Origin of the sequence: Pseudomonas sp. B21-041 (assembly GCF_024748675.1) — a bacterium.
GTDB classification, from domain to species: Bacteria; Pseudomonadota; Gammaproteobacteria; order Pseudomonadales; family Pseudomonadaceae; genus Aquipseudomonas; species Aquipseudomonas neuropathica.
In genome coordinates this window covers 2,867,091-2,882,479 of record NZ_CP087175.1, presented here as the reverse complement: position 1 = coordinate 2,882,479, position 15,389 = coordinate 2,867,091, and the positions used below count along the sequence as shown (strand labels likewise).

General features: G+C 59.4%; 13 protein-coding genes and 2 pseudogenes. 10 read left to right on the top strand and 5 right to left on the bottom strand.

Annotated elements, in window-relative coordinates; all coding sequences use genetic code 11:
- Positions 1-70: 70 nt before the first annotated feature.
- Positions 71-346 carry a DUF2798 domain-containing protein gene (locus LOY43_RS12855; protein ID WP_095049963.1) on the bottom strand — a complete coding sequence of 92 codons (276 nt, stop codon included), beginning with the start codon at positions 344-346 and terminating at the stop codon, positions 71-73.
- Between the two features lie 124 nt (positions 347-470).
- Between LOY43_RS12855 and LOY43_RS12850 the strand changes: the two genes are divergently transcribed.
- The 7 genes from LOY43_RS12850 (at position 471) to LOY43_RS12820 (ending at position 8,148) form a co-directional block, all read left to right on the top strand.
- A complete protein-coding gene (locus LOY43_RS12850; protein ID WP_095049962.1) occupies positions 471-1,397 on the top strand; it encodes a LysR family transcriptional regulator in 927 nt (308 codons plus the stop codon).
- 88 nt (positions 1,398-1,485) lie between these two features.
- Complete coding sequence (locus tag LOY43_RS12845; RefSeq protein WP_095049961.1) at positions 1,486-2,562, top strand: alpha/beta fold hydrolase; 1,077 nt, start codon at positions 1,486-1,488, stop codon at positions 2,560-2,562.
- A gap of 2 nt (positions 2,563-2,564) precedes the next feature.
- Entirely contained in the window at positions 2,565-2,975 is a 411-nt protein-coding gene (locus LOY43_RS12840) for a GFA family protein (RefSeq protein ID WP_095049960.1), read from the top strand.
- A 48-nt stretch (positions 2,976-3,023) separates the two neighbouring features.
- The gene (locus LOY43_RS12835; RefSeq protein WP_095049959.1) at positions 3,024-3,407 is read left to right on the top strand and encodes a hypothetical protein; all 384 of its coding nucleotides are present in this window, start codon (positions 3,024-3,026) and stop codon (positions 3,405-3,407) included.
- 106 nt (positions 3,408-3,513) lie between these two features.
- On the top strand, positions 3,514-4,353 hold the full coding sequence (yghU, locus tag LOY43_RS12830) for a glutathione-dependent disulfide-bond oxidoreductase (RefSeq protein ID WP_095049958.1): 840 nt from the start codon (positions 3,514-3,516) through the stop codon (positions 4,351-4,353).
- Between the two features lie 286 nt (positions 4,354-4,639).
- Positions 4,640-6,817: a TonB-dependent siderophore receptor gene (locus LOY43_RS12825; RefSeq protein ID WP_095126387.1), complete on the top strand. Its 2,178-nt coding sequence runs from the start codon at positions 4,640-4,642 to the stop codon at positions 6,815-6,817.
- A 137-nt stretch (positions 6,818-6,954) separates the two neighbouring features.
- Positions 6,955-8,148, top strand: a complete 1,194-nt coding sequence (locus LOY43_RS12820) for a GAF domain-containing sensor histidine kinase (protein WP_095049956.1) — start codon at positions 6,955-6,957, stop codon at positions 8,146-8,148.
- On the opposite strand, the pseudogene LOY43_RS12815 reads toward LOY43_RS12820, so the two are convergent.
- The 3 genes and pseudogenes from LOY43_RS12815 to LOY43_RS12805 form a co-directional block, all read right to left on the bottom strand.
- A pseudogene (locus LOY43_RS12815) lies at positions 8,145-8,785 on the bottom strand (LysE family translocator). The gene LOY43_RS12820 and the pseudogene LOY43_RS12815 sit on opposite strands and share 4 nt — an antisense overlap.
- A 741-nt stretch (positions 8,786-9,526) precedes the next feature.
- On the bottom strand, positions 9,527-9,868 hold the full coding sequence (locus tag LOY43_RS12810) for a hypothetical protein (RefSeq protein ID WP_095126388.1): 342 nt from the start codon (positions 9,866-9,868) through the stop codon (positions 9,527-9,529).
- A gap of 86 nt (positions 9,869-9,954) precedes the next feature.
- A complete protein-coding gene (locus LOY43_RS12805) occupies positions 9,955-10,599 on the bottom strand; it encodes an ATPase (protein WP_258709777.1) in 645 nt (214 codons plus the stop codon).
- 171 nt (positions 10,600-10,770) lie between these two features.
- Between LOY43_RS12805 and LOY43_RS12800 the strand changes: the two genes are divergently transcribed.
- The 3 genes and pseudogenes from LOY43_RS12800 (at position 10,771) to LOY43_RS12790 (ending at position 12,847) form a co-directional block, all read left to right on the top strand.
- Positions 10,771-11,019 (top strand): hypothetical protein, encoded by a 249-nt coding sequence (locus LOY43_RS12800; RefSeq protein WP_093433206.1) that lies wholly within the window; start codon positions 10,771-10,773, stop codon positions 11,017-11,019.
- Positions 11,020-11,166: 147 nt separating this feature from the next.
- Positions 11,167-12,323, top strand: a pseudogene (locus LOY43_RS12795) (GGDEF domain-containing protein).
- A gap of 8 nt (positions 12,324-12,331) precedes the next feature.
- A complete protein-coding gene (locus tag LOY43_RS12790) occupies positions 12,332-12,847 on the top strand; it encodes a PaaI family thioesterase (protein WP_258709776.1) in 516 nt (171 codons plus the stop codon).
- A gap of 281 nt (positions 12,848-13,128) precedes the next feature.
- On the opposite strand, the gene LOY43_RS12785 is transcribed toward LOY43_RS12790, so the two are convergent.
- Positions 13,129-15,327 carry an OsmC domain/YcaO domain-containing protein gene (locus LOY43_RS12785; RefSeq protein ID WP_258709775.1) on the bottom strand — a complete coding sequence of 733 codons (2,199 nt, stop codon included), beginning with the start codon at positions 15,325-15,327 and terminating at the stop codon, positions 13,129-13,131.
- Positions 15,328-15,389: the final 62 nt, after the last annotated feature.

Here is a 15,389-nt window from a genome sequence, read left to right as displayed (position 1 = left end):
TTGAGTTGCAAATGTGGGAGCGAGCCTGCTCGCGAAGGCGCCAGAACAGTCACTGCTGAGGCGGGGCCTTTCAACGATGCGGATGCACCGTGAACGCCACCAGTTTGATCACGATCGGCCGCACGACCAGGATGCACAGGAACGCCACCGGCATCGCCAACTTATAGGCGTGCAAGGCATTACTCAGGTAGTTGTTATCAATGCCCGAATTGGCAGCGGTGATCACCAACGACATCAGGAATGCCATGATCGTCGCCATGTACAACGCAAACACATACGGGGTGGCGCGCGGCGACAGCTTGCGTCGGCTAAGGATCAGGGCTTCGGAGCTTGTTGGTTGATTCATAAGGCGTTTCCATCCATTGACAGGGAGACCGCACGTTAGCAAAGCCGGTCTGCCGCAACTAGACGCTCAGCCGCAGGTACTTTATAAAGCAGAACTTACGAATCAACCCACAACGGGACGATGAATGAATCTGTTAGCGGCGATTGCCAGTTTTATCAAAGTGGTCGAAGCCGGCTCGATTGTCGGCGCCGCCAAGACCCTCGGCGTCAGTGCGGCAGCGGTCAGCCAAACGCTCAATCGGCTAGAAGCACACCTCGGTGTACGGCTGTTGCAACGCACCACGCGCAGCATGGCACTGACCGAAAACGGCGCGGTGTACTACGAGAAAGTCCGCCGGATTGCGGCGGATCTGGAATCGGCGCAAAGCTTGATCAGCAGCGATGAAACCGAGTTGCAGGGCCGGCTGAGCATCGCCTCGACATCTGCTTTTGGCCGCCATGTGCTGGCGTCGCTGATTGCCGGCTTCACCGCACAGCACCCGCGCCTGCTCATCGAACTGTCGACCACCAATGGCAAGATCAACCACATTCAGGACGGTATCGACCTGAGCCTGCGGATCAAGCCGCAACTGGAGGACGGCATCGTCGCGCGCAAGATCGTTTCGCTGCCCTTCATCATGTGCGCCGCGCCGGCCTATCTTCAGCGCGCCGGGTGGCCGCAATCGCCGGATGATTTGCAAAACCATGCCTGCCTGGCCTTTCGTTATCCCCTGGACGGGCGTTTTCTGCGCTGGAGCTTTATCCGCGACGGGCAGCGTTTCGACGCCAATATCAACGCCACCGCCATCAGTGATGACATTGATGCACTGGCGCAAATGGCGGTTCACGGCGCCGGGGTCACCCGGCTGGCGGAGTTTGTCGCAGCGCCTTATCTGGCGAGCGGGCAATTGGTGCCGCTGTTTGAACACAGCGACGCCACCCACTCCGTTGTCGAGCCGATGGACATCTACGCCTGCGTGCAGGAACGTGCGGCGATGACGCCGAAGGTCAAAGCCTTTCTGGATTATTTGACAGCGCATCTGGCCACGCGCTGGCCGATGGAAAATGTTTAAGATTCTGGGTTCAAAGAGGCTCGCTGAAGCGCGCGAAATCGGGCAAAGTCCACCTCGCCCAATCGGCCCATCACGGAAGATAACAACAATGAAAAAAACGCTCACGGCCCTGCTACTGATCTGCTTGAGCAGCCACGCCTTCGCTGACGCCCAACCCGTTGGTTTCCAGTACGCCACGCTGGCGGATCCGCGCAATGAGCGCCCGGTAGAAATGGTCGTCTGGTACCCGAGTGCGACCACCGCTGCGACGCCACAATTGTTCGGCGACAACCCGGTCTTCGTCGGTGCGCCTGCGGTGCTCGACGCCCCGGCCGCCAAGGGCGAGCATCCATTGGTAGTGCTGTCCCACGGCAATGGCGGTAGCTGGATCAACCAGACATGGCTGGCCAGTGCACTGGCCCATCAAGGTTACATCGTCGCGGCGGTCAACCACCCCGGCACCACCAGTCGCGACCGCAGCCCGCAAGCAGCGGCGCAGCTGTGGCAACGCCCCGTTGACCTCAGCCGCGCCATCGATGCCGTGACGGCTCAGCCAGAAAAATTCGGCGCAGTGACCAAGGATCGAATTGCTGTTGTGGGCCATTCTCTCGGCGGCTGGACAGTGCTCGAAACCGGCGGCGCGCGCTTCGACCCCGAACGATTTGCCGAAGACTGCAAGGTCCACACGCAACTCGCCAGTTGCACCGCCTACCAACAAATGAACACTGCAAACACTGCGCAAGCGAAAGCTCAATTGGCCGCCGACTGGCGTGACAAGCGCGTCACTGCCGTGGTTTCACTGGATCTGGGCCTGTCGCGCGGGATGACCGACGCCAGCCTCGCGGCCTACCCCGTGCCGATCCTGGTGATCGCTGCCGGCGTGCCGTCGAAAGAACTGCCCGCTGAACTGGAGTCCGTCGACCTCGCCAAACGTCTGCCAAAAACCTCATCGCATTTCGTCGAGATCAGCGACGCCAGTCACTTCAGTTTCATGGCAATCTGCAAACCTGGCGCCGTGGCCATGCTCGACGAGGATGTACCGGGCGACAGCATCATCTGCACCGATGGCGACGGTGGTCGTCCGCGTGCGGTCATTCAGCAACAGGTGATTTCCCTGATCAGCGGGTTTCTGGCGCCGTCACCTGCCCCCTTGAAACAAGCCATTACCTACAAGGATTCGCAATAACAATGCTCACGCCCTCCCCTCAGACCTTCCGGGGCAGTTGCCTGTGCGGAGCGGTGAAATACCAGATCCGTTCGCGGCCCAAGGCGCTTTCGCATTGCCATTGCAGCCAGTGCCGCAAAAGCCACGGCGCGGCGTTTGCCAGCTATGGCAGCGTGCAGCGCCAGAACCTGGAATTGCTGGAAGGTGCTGACCAGCTGAAGTCGTATCAATCGTCTGAATCGGTACAACGCCAGTTCTGCACGCACTGCGGCTCGTCGCTGTTCTGGGCAAGCAATCAAGGGGAATTCAACGGCTGGATCTCGGTTGCGCTGGGCACGCTCGACACGACGTTCACCACTGAAAAACAGCAACATGTGGAAGTCACTTCGAAGGCGCCGTGGTTTGAAATCAAGGATCAATGGCCGCAGCGCTGAGGCTGAAAGATTCATTTATCAGACGTTGCTTCACCCGTTGGAGATCAGATGAAACGCTCAAAAATTGCGGCGTTGGCTGCGCTGGTAATGGCCGCAATAACTGTCATTTCACTGCAGATGTTTCTGTACGACGCCGAGATAACCATGGCTCAGGCATCCATGGGCAGCGTGCCTGTCCAATTGGTCGCACAAATCCTGATCACCATCGCCACTCATCTGTTCGTCGTCCTGATGGTGCCAACGCTCTTGATCGCCTACAGGAAGTACCTCGCCGGCTATGCGGTGCTTGCCCTGTCCCTCGCGGCCTACGCCCAGATGACCACAGGGCTGGGCGTGATCGGGCCGATGATCGCGGTCATCGCCGTCTCGATCCTGGGTTTTTATGGCTTCAGAAAAGCCAGCGAATGGGTTCGCTACCTGCGCGCGAAATGACTGATGCGACCGATCAATCGCGCTCTGGTACAGGAAGCGGGTTCTGTGGTGTCCTGTCTATGATCAGCGAGGTATTTTTTCCACTTGCCAAGATGAGGCCCCTTAGATGAGCAAAGCGCCGTACGTTCCGCCCCAGGTCTGGAAAAACGAAGCCCCGTCCGGTGGCCAGTTCGCCAGCATCAATCGGCCGATTGCTGGCCCTACCCATGACAAAACGCTGCCAGTCGGCAAGCATCCATTGCAGCTGTACTCGCTGGCCACGCCCAACGGCGTCAAAGTGACGATTCTGCTGGAAGAGCTGCTGGCGTTGGGGCACAGCGCTGCCGAGTACGATGCGTGGCTGATCCGCATTGGCGAGGGCGATCAGTTCTCCAGCGGGTTTGTCGAGATCAACCCCAATTCGAAAATCCCGGCGCTGCTCGATCGCAGTGTCGAGCCGCCCATTCGCGTATTCGAATCGGGTTCGATCCTGCTGTACCTGGCGGAAAAATTCGGCGCATTCCTGCCGAAGGATCCGGCGGGCCGTACCGAAACCTTGAACTGGCTGTTCTGGCAAATGGGCTCGGCGCCCTACTTGGGCGGCGGTTTCGGGCACTTCTATGCCTATGCGCCGGAGAAGATGGAGTACCCGATCAACCGCTTCACCATGGAAGCCAAGCGGCAACTGGACGTGCTCGACCGGCGTCTGGCCGAAAGCGCCTATCTGGCCGGCGACAGCTACACCATCGCTGACATCGCAGTCTGGCCGTGGTACGGGCAATTGGTGCGCAACAATGTCTACTCAGCCGCCGAGTTTCTAGCGGCCCACGAATACACGCACGTGCAGCGCTGGGCAGAGGAGATCGCCAAACGGCCGGCCGTCATTCGCGGACAACGCGTCAATCGCACTTGGGGCGATGAAGCGACTCAAGTGCCCGAGCGGCACCAGGCCGAAGATCTGAACTGAGCCCTCTTTGCCTCACGCTCATCCGCTGAGCGTGCCCCCATCAGCAGCGCCGGCGCAGTTTCTTGTGCCGGGCCGCTGCGCCCTGATTTGCCCCTCGCACGCCCCCGAAAACTCACACGTCCCTGCCAATCCCCCGCGGTAGAGCCTCCGGTCAATTGTGAAAAATTCGTTAACTAACTGAGCCGTACGGCTTTCTTCACCCGGAATGATCTGACACACTAATGCGAATAATTCCTACACGCACTCGCACTGGATTCGTTTTCGTATCATTTGGGGAAGCAGATTGATGTCGTTTCGCACTATTCACCGCCGCTCAAACCGTTCACCAAACCTGTTGGCACTCGCCATCTGCATGGCCAGCATCGCACCGGCACTGGCCGACGAGACAACGCCCGCCACGCCTGAAAAAACCGCGCCGACCACACTGGAACTGGACGCGACTGAAATCGGCGCAACCCAGATGAGCAGCACCACCGAAGACACCCAGTCCTACACCACTGGCCCGATGCGGACGGCGACCAAGCTGTCGCTGACCATGCGCGAAACGCCCCAAGCGGTAACGGTGATCACCCGTCAGCGCATGGACGACCAGAATATGACCAGCATCAACGACGTGGTGAAAGGTACGCCGGGACTGTTCCTCAGTCAGGCCAGCGGCCCGGGTCGGCAGACTTACAGTTCGCGCGGTTTCGACATCGACACCATCATGTACGACGGCCTGCCGAGTTCCTACTCGCCGTTCTCGATGGCGGTGCAACCGAACCTGGCAATGTTCGACCGCGTCGAAATTGTCCGTGGCGCGACCGGCCTGGTCACCGGTGCCGGCAACCCTTCGGCGGCGATCAACCTGGTGCGCAAACGCCCGACGGCCGATCAGCGTGTAACCCTCACCGGCGCCGCCGGCAGTTGGGATGACTACCGTGGCGAGATCGACGCCTCCAGCCCGTTGAACGAAAGCGGCACCCTGCGTGGCCGGGTGGTCAGTTCCTATCAAGGCGCCGACAGCTTCCGCGACAAGGAAGAAAACGACCATGGCCTGTTCTACGCCATCGGTGAAGCCGACCTCAGCGACAGCACCACCGCGACCCTCGGCTTCTCGCGTCAGAACGAACAGACCAACTATTTCTGGGGCGGCCTGCCGATCGGCACCAACGGCCATCACCTCGACCTGCCCCGCTCCACCTACCCGGGCACCGACTGGGAAAACCGCAAGCTGCAGATCGATACTGTGTTCGGCGAGGTCGAGCATCGTTTCGACAACGACTGGAAACTGCACGTCGCCGGCTCTTCCTCGACCCTCGACGGCGAGTTCTCCGGGACTTACCTGTCGCGTTACGCCGGCCCGCTGGAAACCACGGCCTATCAATCCCATCACACCGACAAGCAGCGCTCGCTCGACGTGTTCGCCAGTGGCCCGTTCGAAGCGTTTGGCCGCAGCCACGAACTGGTGGTCGGGGCCAGCAACCGGGTGTATGACGCGACCACCAAGGAGTACGATCCGTACACCACGGCCTGGCCGATTGGCGCACCCAAGCCTGATTTTGTACGGGACGGCAAAACCCGCAACGTCACCACCCAGGACGCGGTGTACCTGACCACTCGCCTGAGCCTGGCCGATCCGCTGACGCTGATCCTCGGCGGCCGTCTCGACTGGTACGACTACGATGACCGCACGGCCGATGGCGACTACAAAGTCACGCGCAACCTCACCCGTTATGCCGGCCTGATCTACAAACTTGACGACCATCACTCGGTGTACGCCAGCTACACCGACATCTTCACCCCGCAAACCCAGAAGGATCTCGGCGGCAAGGTGCTCGAACCGATCGTCGGCGAAAACTACGAGGTGGGCATCAAGGGCGAGTACTTTGACGGCGCCCTCAACGCCAGTCTGGCGGTGTTCCAGATGGACCAGACCGGCCGCGCCACCCAGGCCGACAATCAGTTCGGCTGCCCGGTCCTGACCTGCTACGGCTCATCGGGCAAGGTACGCAGCCAGGGCGTGGACATGGAACTGCAAGGCGCGCTGACCGACAACTGGCAGGTCGGCGCTGGCTATACCTATACCCGCGCGCACTACATCAAGGACGAAAACCCGGCCAACAACAATCAACGTTTCGAAACCGACACGCCGGAGCATCTGTTCAAGGTGTCCACCGTCTATCGCTTCCAGGGTCCGCTGCAACACCTGCGCGTGGGCGGCAACGTTTACTGGCAAAGCCGCATGTACAACGACGTCGCTCTGGCCAATAACGGTAGCTACCGCCTTGAACAGGGCGGCTATGCGGTCACCGACCTGATGGCCGGGTACGAGGTCAACAAACACCTGGATCTGCAGGTCAACGCGAACAATATCTTTGATCGCGTCTACTACTCCGCCATCGGCTCCAATGTTACGTGGGGCTCCAACGACAACTACGGCAACCCGCGCAGCTATATGCTGACGGCGAAGTACAAGTTCTGAGTCGCTGACCTTCTAATCAGTAACAAACAAGGGCGCCGGGGAAAGCCACGGCGCCCTTGTACTTTCTGGCCTCTTCATTAGTCATGAGCAGCAATAACCGTTAGTCTCTGAGCGAACTCTTCACGAAGCATCGCGCCATGACCAATCCGGCCTTTACCCCTGATATCGACGCGATCCGCAGCATTGACGCGGTGCCAGTCATCCTGAGCATGGTCAAACACCTCACCGGCATGCGTTTCGCCGCAGTCGCGCGGGTCACCGAAAGCAACTGGGTGGCATGCGCTGTCGATGACTCCATTGATTTCGGGCTCAAACCCGGTGGCGAACTGGTACTTGAATCGACCATCTGCCACGAGATCCGCCAACATAAGCAGCCGGTGATCTTCGGGCACGCCAGCGCGCACCCGGTCTTTTCGTTGCACCACACGCCGAAAACCTATGGGCTGGAAAGCTACATCTCCATTCCCATCGTCAAAGCCAATGGCGACTTCTTCGGCACGCTGTGCGCCATCGACTCGGTCCCGGCCAATATCGACGAACCGGCCATCACCAAAACACTGACCCTGTTCGCTCAATTGATCGCCATGAACCTGGACACCCAACGCCATCTGGAAGCGACCCAGATCGAGCTGAACAACGCCAATGAACTCGGGCGCCTGCGCGAGCAATTCATCGCCGTTCTCGGCCACGACTTGCGCACACCACTGAGCGCGGTGCGCATGAGCGCCGACTTGCTGGAAAGCAAAACCGAAGACAAGCGTTCGCTCAACCTGATTGCGGCGATTCGCAACAGCTCGGTGCGCATGGGCGTGTTGATCGAAAACATCCTCGACTTTGCACGAGGACGTCTGGGTGGCGGGATTCCGGTGCAGCGCAAGTTGGTGGACGACTTGCAGCACACCCTGCAATTGACCCTCGCCGAGGTACAAGCATCCCATCCCCAAGCGGTGTTTATCCATGAACTGGATGTGCCGGCGGGCATTTATTGCGATGCGCTGCGCATCAGCCAATTGCTTTCCAATCTGCTGGGTAACGCGGCCACCCATGGCTCGAACAGCGCGCCAATCGTCCTCAAGGCGTATGCGGAAAATGACGAGATCGTGATCTCCCTGACCAACCAGGGCACACCGATTCCAGCGCAACTGATGCCACTGCTGTTTGAACCGTTCTCCCGGGCCGAGGCCGGGCAACGTTGCGAGGGTTTGGGGCTGGGACTGTATATCGCCTCGCAGATCGCGATGGCGCACAACGGTACCTTGAGCGTGACCTCAAGCGCCGAGTCGGGAACCTGCTTCGTGGCGAGATTCCCGGCCCGGTACAAATGGCTTTAAGCCGCCTGCCGCCGCATTGTCAGAATCGCCGCGCCAAAACCGATAAAGGTCGAACCAACCACACGACTGACCCAACGGGACAACGCCGGACGGGTCAGCACGCCCTTCGCGCGCGAAGCCAGCGCGGCATAGACACTCAGTGACGACACCGACAACGCCATGAAGATCGAGGTCAGGATCAGAAACTGCGGCAGCAGCGTCGCGCCCTGATCAATGAACTGCGGAAACAACGCAGTAAAAAACATCGTCGCCTTGGGATTGGTCACCGCCGTCAGGAACGCCGACTTGTACAGCTTGCCGCGAGTCGGTCGCACTCTGCCCGCCTCACCTTCAATCCCATCCGGCAGCATCGGCCCCTTTTGAACAATTGCTTGACCCCGAGGTAGAACAGATACCCGGCCCCGATGATCTTCACCGCGTTAAACAACACTTCAGAACTGGCCAACAACGCCCCCAGCCCCAACATCGCCGCCGCCGACAAACAGAACAGCCCACTGGCATTACCCAGCGACGACCAGATCGTGCTGCGCTGCCCGTGAGCAAGGCTATTGTTGATCGCCATCAGCGTCGCCGGCCCCGGGCTGGCGATAGCAATCGCCGCGACCACAGTGAAGGTCAATATCGAGTGAGAATCCATTTTCGCTGCTCGCAAGGTTGAAGATGCCGCATCTTACAACAACCGGCTGCATAGCCCAGATCAAAAGCCCCTCACCCTAGCCCTCCCGAAACGTCGGACCGCCCGTAGGGAGAGGGAACTGACGGTGGTGTTTGGGAGAGTTACACCGACGTGCGATACCGCGTTGAACTCAGGCTGTGAAAAGCCCACAGATCGGCCCCCTCTCCCTCGGGAGAGGGCTGGGGTGAGGGGAAGCACCACCACAAATCCAAAGCCGACCACGCCCCGCTCTTCACCACTCAATGGGCCGAGTGTCAGCTCGCCTGCTTTTGATCTTGATCTGTAAGGCGACGTCGGAAGGCTGAGTGGAGGGATTGATCCGGGGGTGGGAGCGCAGCGACCGTTTGGCGCAGCCAAACACAGCGAGAGGAGGTGCAGCGAAGCAAACCGTAGGCGCTGCGCCCGGATCGATCCCGCAGCGAAGGAACCCCGAGCCCCAGCGAGCGGGCCGCACGTAGGAGCAAGCGTTTTTTGCTTACTTTTTTTGGCGTTTGAAAAAAAGTGAGTCGCCGTAAGGGCGAAACCGTAATAAGCCATCACCGCAGCAACGGATATTCACAAAGAACACCCCGAGCATGGTCGGCCCAAAGGCCGCCAAGCCCAAACAAAAAAAAGCCCCGCAGCCCCATAAGGGCGCGAGGCAAAAAATTGGTTGGTTGCGGCCAACCAAAGGAGCTCAGTCAATACGTAAAAAAGCCAAAATCAGATGCAATCCTGCGCCGCCCGCTCAAAACTCGAAGGCAAAAGATTCGAAGCCAACAAATGGCGCTCATAGATAAACACCTTGCCGCCATTACCGGCTTTATAAGCCTCCAGCACGTTGTCAGCAGAAATCTTGCTCGGCACCACAATCCGATAACTACGCTGAGTCTGCGAAACCGTCGGGTTCAACGCACTGCCCTGCAACTTCGGCACTACACAATCGGCGTACTGCGCAGGCGTCTTACTGGTCTGCAGCGTCAGGCTCGGATTGTTCGGCGCCGAAGCGCAACCGGCGAGCAGCAAAGAGGCAACGGCCAGAGCTGGCACAAATAAAAGACGCATCGGTGTCATCCTGAAAATAAAGGTTCGGTTCAACCGGCAACGGTTCAGCCTCACGGAGCCGCCGTTGCCATTTATGTTTTAAGTGATCAGCTCGACGCTACCAGCGCCTTGAGCGACACATCGAATTGCTTCAACGCGTTGAGTTGCAAGTCACGCTGTTTATCGATCTGCGCAGCGATGGCCGGTGCCGCCTGGTTATGCACCCAGACCGATGGCAACTGTTTCTCGACAGCACCTTCAGCCTTGCCGATGTATTGCAGGTCGGCGTCGTAGAAACGCGCGGTAAAGCGTGCTTCGACCAGGCTGTTTTGCTGCGTCAGCAAGCGATTGAAGGTGTCGAGTTTCACCACCACGTCGGGATGCGCCTGCACCAATGCATCGAGGTTGTCGTAAACGGTCACCGACAAGAACTGTTGTTGCAGCGAACTCACCAGCCAGTCGATGGCCAGTTCCGGATCGGAACTGTCAACGAACGCTTCACGAATCCGCGAATCCAGCGCATCTTTCGCGCCGTTGACCGCCATGTCGTGGTAACGCTCAAGGTATTGCAGGTTGTCCAGAGTGCTCTCGCTGAGCAACACACCCACGGTTTGCGAATGCTGCAACGTAGCGCTGCTGCCCGTGATGGTCTGGAAGTGACACGACCCGGCGTCGGCTGCGTAAGTCGGAGCTGTGAACAGTGCGCCGCCTGTCAGCAGGGCGACAAAAGCCAGTCGGGTCAGGGTGTTCATCGCGCAAATTCCTTGAGCTGCGTGTTCGATGGAAGCGATTTTCCGCCGAATGCCGACAAAGCAGAACTTGCGTTTCTTGATGGTCACTATTACTTCTAGCAATAGTTGCGCGATGTGCAGACTGATACACACTCAACTACAACGAGAAAAACATGAAATGAGGAGTTCGCCTTGAGAACGTTTGACCTGATCCGTGACGCCGTTCTGCCCGATTTTCGCGAGCGTGTGGCCGAATATCTGGTTCAGTACGAAAGCGTATTGCTGGACAAAGGCATTACCGACCCGCAGCTCATCCAAGACACCGCCAACCAGTTGCGCGGTTACCTGCGCGGGCTTAACACCACCCGGGTGCTGGGCATGGCCTATTGGGAAGAGCTGGATCGCCGAGTCGTCGACACCTGGCTTGAGCCCAAGCCATGACCGATCGGCACGGCGGTCAGGGTGGCGGCGAGCGACCGCGCCTTCCCCGCTGCCAATGATCTGCGCGGCAACACGACCTCTGCGAAAAAGCCGCCCGAACGCTTACAATCGCCGGTCAAACTGCCACTCAGACAGGCTCATCAAGAAATGCCGCTCGACCCACCTACGATGCTGACCCTTTCCATCGCCCTCGCAGCCGCCGCAGCGCTGTACCTGGCGATCGAATGGCGCAGCATTCGTGAGCCTTCGCTGCTGTTCTGGAGCGCCGGTTTTACCACCATCACCGTCGGCTCCACCCTGGCCCTGCTGCGCAGCAGCGGCTTTTGCTGATCGGCATCTGGTTCGCCAACGGCCTGCTGGTGACCGCGCATTTCCTGTTTCTGCTCGGCGTGGCGCGCTTCACCCAGATACGCTTGTCGACGGCCTGGTACCTGATCTTTGTCACCTGGCTGGTCTTGCTGCTGTTGCCGGAGGGGCCGCTGTGGTCGAAGGTCATGCTGGCGGCCAATTCGTTGCTGGTGGCGCTGTCGACCCTCAAGGCCAGCTCGCTGCTGCGCCCCCATGGCAAATCGTTGAGCGTCGGCGCGGTGCAGTTGCGCTATGTGCTGCTCGGTCACGGGCTTTTCTACGTGGCCAAAGCCTTGACCGTGGTGATCCCCGGCACGCTGATCGATCTGGCGGCGTTTCGCGGCGAGATCATTCAGATTTCCCTGGTCGAGGGTGCGATGGCAATCATGTTGATCGCCCTGTCGATGACCGGCACCGAGCGTTATCGCCGCGAAAAACAGATCGCCCGCCTCGCCGAGCGCGACCCGCTGACCGCTTTGTATAACCGCCGCGCCCTGGAAAAACGCGCGCCGCGCCTGCTTGAACAGGTTTCGCCGGCGCATCCCGGCGCCTTGCTGCTGATCGACATCGACAACTTCAAACTGGTCAACGACCAATACGGCCACACCGCCGGCGATCGTTTGCTGATCGCCTTGAGCGAGATGATCCGCTCGGTGCTGCCGCGCAATGCGCTGACCGCACGCCTGGGCGGTGATGAGTTTGTCATTTTGCTCAGCAGCACCTCGGGTGAGCGCGTCATGGAACTGGGCAACGCGTTGCGTGAGCAGTTTCTGAGCATGACCTCCCAGACGTTCCCGACCACCGCTGCGGTGACCCTGAGCATCGGCGCCAGCCTGTTCGACAAGCCGCCCGCGCACCTGACGGCGCTGATCGAACAAGGCGACGCCGCTCTCTACGAATCGAAACGCGGCGGACGCAACCGCTTGCGCCTGACCGGACTCACCCCTCCAGGATAATAAAAACCATGTCCAGCCTCGATATCCCTTTGCAAGACCTCGCCGCACCTGAAGGCGTTTGCTACGGCTGCGGTGGCCGTAACCCGCACGGTCTGCACGTCAAAAGCCGCTGGCACGAAGACGGCGTTCACGTGATCGCCGAACACCTGCCCGACGCCAAGTACTGCGGCTGGCCGGACTTGGTCTACGGCGGCCTGCTCGCGATGCTGGTCGATTGCCATTCCAACTGGACGGCCATGGCCTACCACTACCGCGCTGAAAACCGCGAACCCGGCAGCCTGCCGCGCATCGACTGCGTCACCGGCAACCTCGGCATCAAGTTCATCAAACCGACGCCGATGGGCGTGCCGTTGACTCTGCGCGCGAAAGTCGAGGGTGACGTCGGGCGCAAGACCCGGGTGATCTGTGAGGTGTTTGCCGGGGATGTGCTGACGGCCGTGGGCGATTCAGTGTTTGTGCGAGTGGATACCGGGCAACTGGCGAATGCGGCGCATGGGCGGAAAAACCAAAGCCCCTCACCCTAGCCCTCTCCCAGAGGGAGAGGGAACTGACCGAGTTGTCTGGTTGAAATACGCCGACCTGAGATATCGAGTCGAACTCTGGATTCGAAAAACCCTCACCCCTGCCCTCTCCTTGGAGAGAAAAGACTGACCGAGTTGTCTGGTTGAAATACGCCGACCTGAGATATCGAGTCGAACTCTGGAGTTGAAAAGCCCACAGATCGGCTCCCTCTCCCTGGGGAGAGGGCTGGGCGGGCGGCGTTCCGATGAGGGGTGAATTCCACCGAACCCGATGTGAAACCGGCTTAGACCTGTTTCACATTCGCCCGCGCCGTATGCAGCTTTTTATAGCTCTCAATCAAGCGCAAATGCCGATCCAGCCCTTCCAGCTTCATGCTGGTCGGCGTCAACCCGTAGAAACGCACGCTACCGTTGACCGAACCAATCGCCGCGTCCATGCGCTCGTCACCGAACATCCGGCGGAAGTTGGCTTCGTAGTCTTCCAGTTGCAGATCCTCGTCCAGTTCCATCTCCAACACCACGTTGACCGCTTGATAGAACAAGCCGCGCTCGACGGTGTTGTCGTTGTACTGCAGGAACGCTTCGACCAGATCCTTGGCCTGCTCGTACTTCTGCAGCGCGAGACAGATCAGCAGGCGCAGTTCGAGAATGGTCAGCTTGCCCCACGGCGTGTTGTCGTCGAACTCGACGCCGATCAGCGTGGTGATCTCGGTGTAATCGTCCTGCTCGCTGTTTTCCAGGCCTTGGGCGAGGTTGCGCAGACCGACCTTGCTCAGGGTGTGCAGGTTGAGGATGTCGGCGCGGAATTGCAGGGCTTTGTTGGTGTTGTCCCAGATCAGGTCTTCGACCGGGTAGATCTCCGAGTAGTCCGGCACCAGGATGCGGCAAGCCTTGGCGCCGATGTGCTCATAGACCGCCATGTAGACTTCTTTGCCCATGTCTTCGAGGATACCGAACAGCGTCGCAGCTTCTTCGACGTTAGAGTTTTCGCCTTGGCCTGAGAAGTCCCACTCGACGAATTCGAAGTCCGGTTTGGCACTGAAGAAGCGCCACGACACCACACCGCTGGAATCGATGAAGTGCTCGACAAAGTTGTTCGGCTCGGTCACGGCCTGGCCGGAGAACGTCGGCTGCGGCAAGTCGTTCAAACCTTCAAAACTGCGGCCCTGCAACAGCTCGGTGAGGCTGCGCTCCAGCGCCACTTCCAGGCTCGGGTGCGCGCCGAACGAGGCGAACACGCCGCCAGTGCGCGGATTCATCAGGGTCACGCACATCACCGGGAATTCACCACCCAGCGACGCATCCTTGACCAGAACCGGGAAGCCCTGCTCTTCCAGGCCTTTGATGCCGGCGAGGATGCTCGGGTATTTCTCCAGTACTTCTTGCGGCACGTCTGGCAGGGCCATTTCGCCTTCAAGGATTTCGCGCTTGACCGCGCGTTCGAAGATTTCCGACAGGCACTGCACCTGCGCTTCGGCCAGGGTATTGCCGGCGCTCATACCGTTGCTGAGGTAAAGGTTTTCGATCAGGTTGGACGGGAAGTACACCACTTCGTTGTCGGACTGGCGCACAAACGGCAGCGAGCAGATGCCACGCTGGGTGTTGCCGGAGTTGGTGTCGAACAGGTTCGAGCCACGCAATTCGCCGTCACGGTTGTAAATCTTCAGGGTGTATTCGTCGAGAATTTCGCTCGGCAACTCGTCCTTAGGGCCTGGCTTGAACCACTTCTCGTCCGGGTAATGCACGAACTCGGCGTTAGCGATTTCTTCGCCCCAGAACTGGTCGTTGTAGAAGAAATTGCAGTTCAGGCGCTCGATGAACTCGCCCAGCGCCGAGGCCAGTGCGCCCTCTTTGGTCGCGCCCTTGCCGTTGGTGAAGCACATTGGCGAATGCGCATCGCGAATGTGCAGCGACCAGACGTTGGGCACGATGTTGCGCCACGAGGCGATTTCAATCTTCATGCCGAGGTCGGCGAGGATGCCCGACATGTTGGCGATGGTCTGCTCCAGCGGCAGGTCCTTGCCGGCGATGAAGGTGCCTGCCTCCGAACCGGCCACCGGCATCAACAGCGCCTGGGCATCGGCGTCGAGGTTGTCGACTTCTTCGATGATGAATTCCGGCCCAGTCTGCACGACCTTCTTCACCGTGCAGCGATCGATGGAACGCAGGATGCCCAGGCGATCTTTCTCGGAGATGTCCGCCGGTAATTCCACCTGGATCTTGAAGATCTGGTTGTAGCGGTTTTCCGGGTCGACGATGTTGTTCTGCGACAGGCGAATGTTTTCCGTCGGGATGCTGCGCGTGTCGCAGTACAACTTCACAAAGTACGCCGCACACAACGCCGACGACGCCAGAAAGTAGTCGAACGGCCCCGGTGCCGAACCATCGCCCTTGTAGCGGATGGGCTGATCGGCGATCACCGTGAAGTCGTCGAACTTGGCTTCAAGTCGAAGGTTGTCGAGAAAGTTGACCTTGATTTCCATGCGGGATTACCAGAATACGGCTAAACGAATGGCCGCCATTATCCGGTTTTTGCGCGGGAAGT

Coding starts and splice junctions, on each gene's coding strand:
- LOY43_RS12855 (WP_095049963.1), bottom strand. CDS start 346: ATGAATCAACCAACAAGCTCCGAAGCCCTGATCCTTAGCCGACGCAAG.
- LOY43_RS12850 (WP_095049962.1), top strand. CDS start 471: ATGAATCTGTTAGCGGCGATTGCCAGTTTTATCAAAGTGGTCGAAGCC.
- LOY43_RS12845 (WP_095049961.1), top strand. CDS start 1,486: ATGAAAAAAACGCTCACGGCCCTGCTACTGATCTGCTTGAGCAGCCAC.
- LOY43_RS12840 (WP_095049960.1), top strand. CDS start 2,565: ATGCTCACGCCCTCCCCTCAGACCTTCCGGGGCAGTTGCCTGTGCGGA.
- LOY43_RS12835 (WP_095049959.1), top strand. CDS start 3,024: ATGAAACGCTCAAAAATTGCGGCGTTGGCTGCGCTGGTAATGGCCGCA.
- yghU (WP_095049958.1), top strand. CDS start 3,514: ATGAGCAAAGCGCCGTACGTTCCGCCCCAGGTCTGGAAAAACGAAGCC.
- LOY43_RS12825 (WP_095126387.1), top strand. CDS start 4,640: ATGTCGTTTCGCACTATTCACCGCCGCTCAAACCGTTCACCAAACCTG.
- LOY43_RS12820 (WP_095049956.1), top strand. CDS start 6,955: ATGACCAATCCGGCCTTTACCCCTGATATCGACGCGATCCGCAGCATT.
- LOY43_RS12810 (WP_095126388.1), bottom strand. CDS start 9,868: ATGCGTCTTTTATTTGTGCCAGCTCTGGCCGTTGCCTCTTTGCTGCTC.
- LOY43_RS12805 (WP_258709777.1), bottom strand. CDS start 10,599: ATGAACACCCTGACCCGACTGGCTTTTGTCGCCCTGCTGACAGGCGGC.
- LOY43_RS12790 (WP_258709776.1), top strand. CDS start 12,332: ATGTCCAGCCTCGATATCCCTTTGCAAGACCTCGCCGCACCTGAAGGC.
- LOY43_RS12785 (WP_258709775.1), bottom strand. CDS start 15,327: ATGGAAATCAAGGTCAACTTTCTCGACAACCTTCGACTTGAAGCCAAG.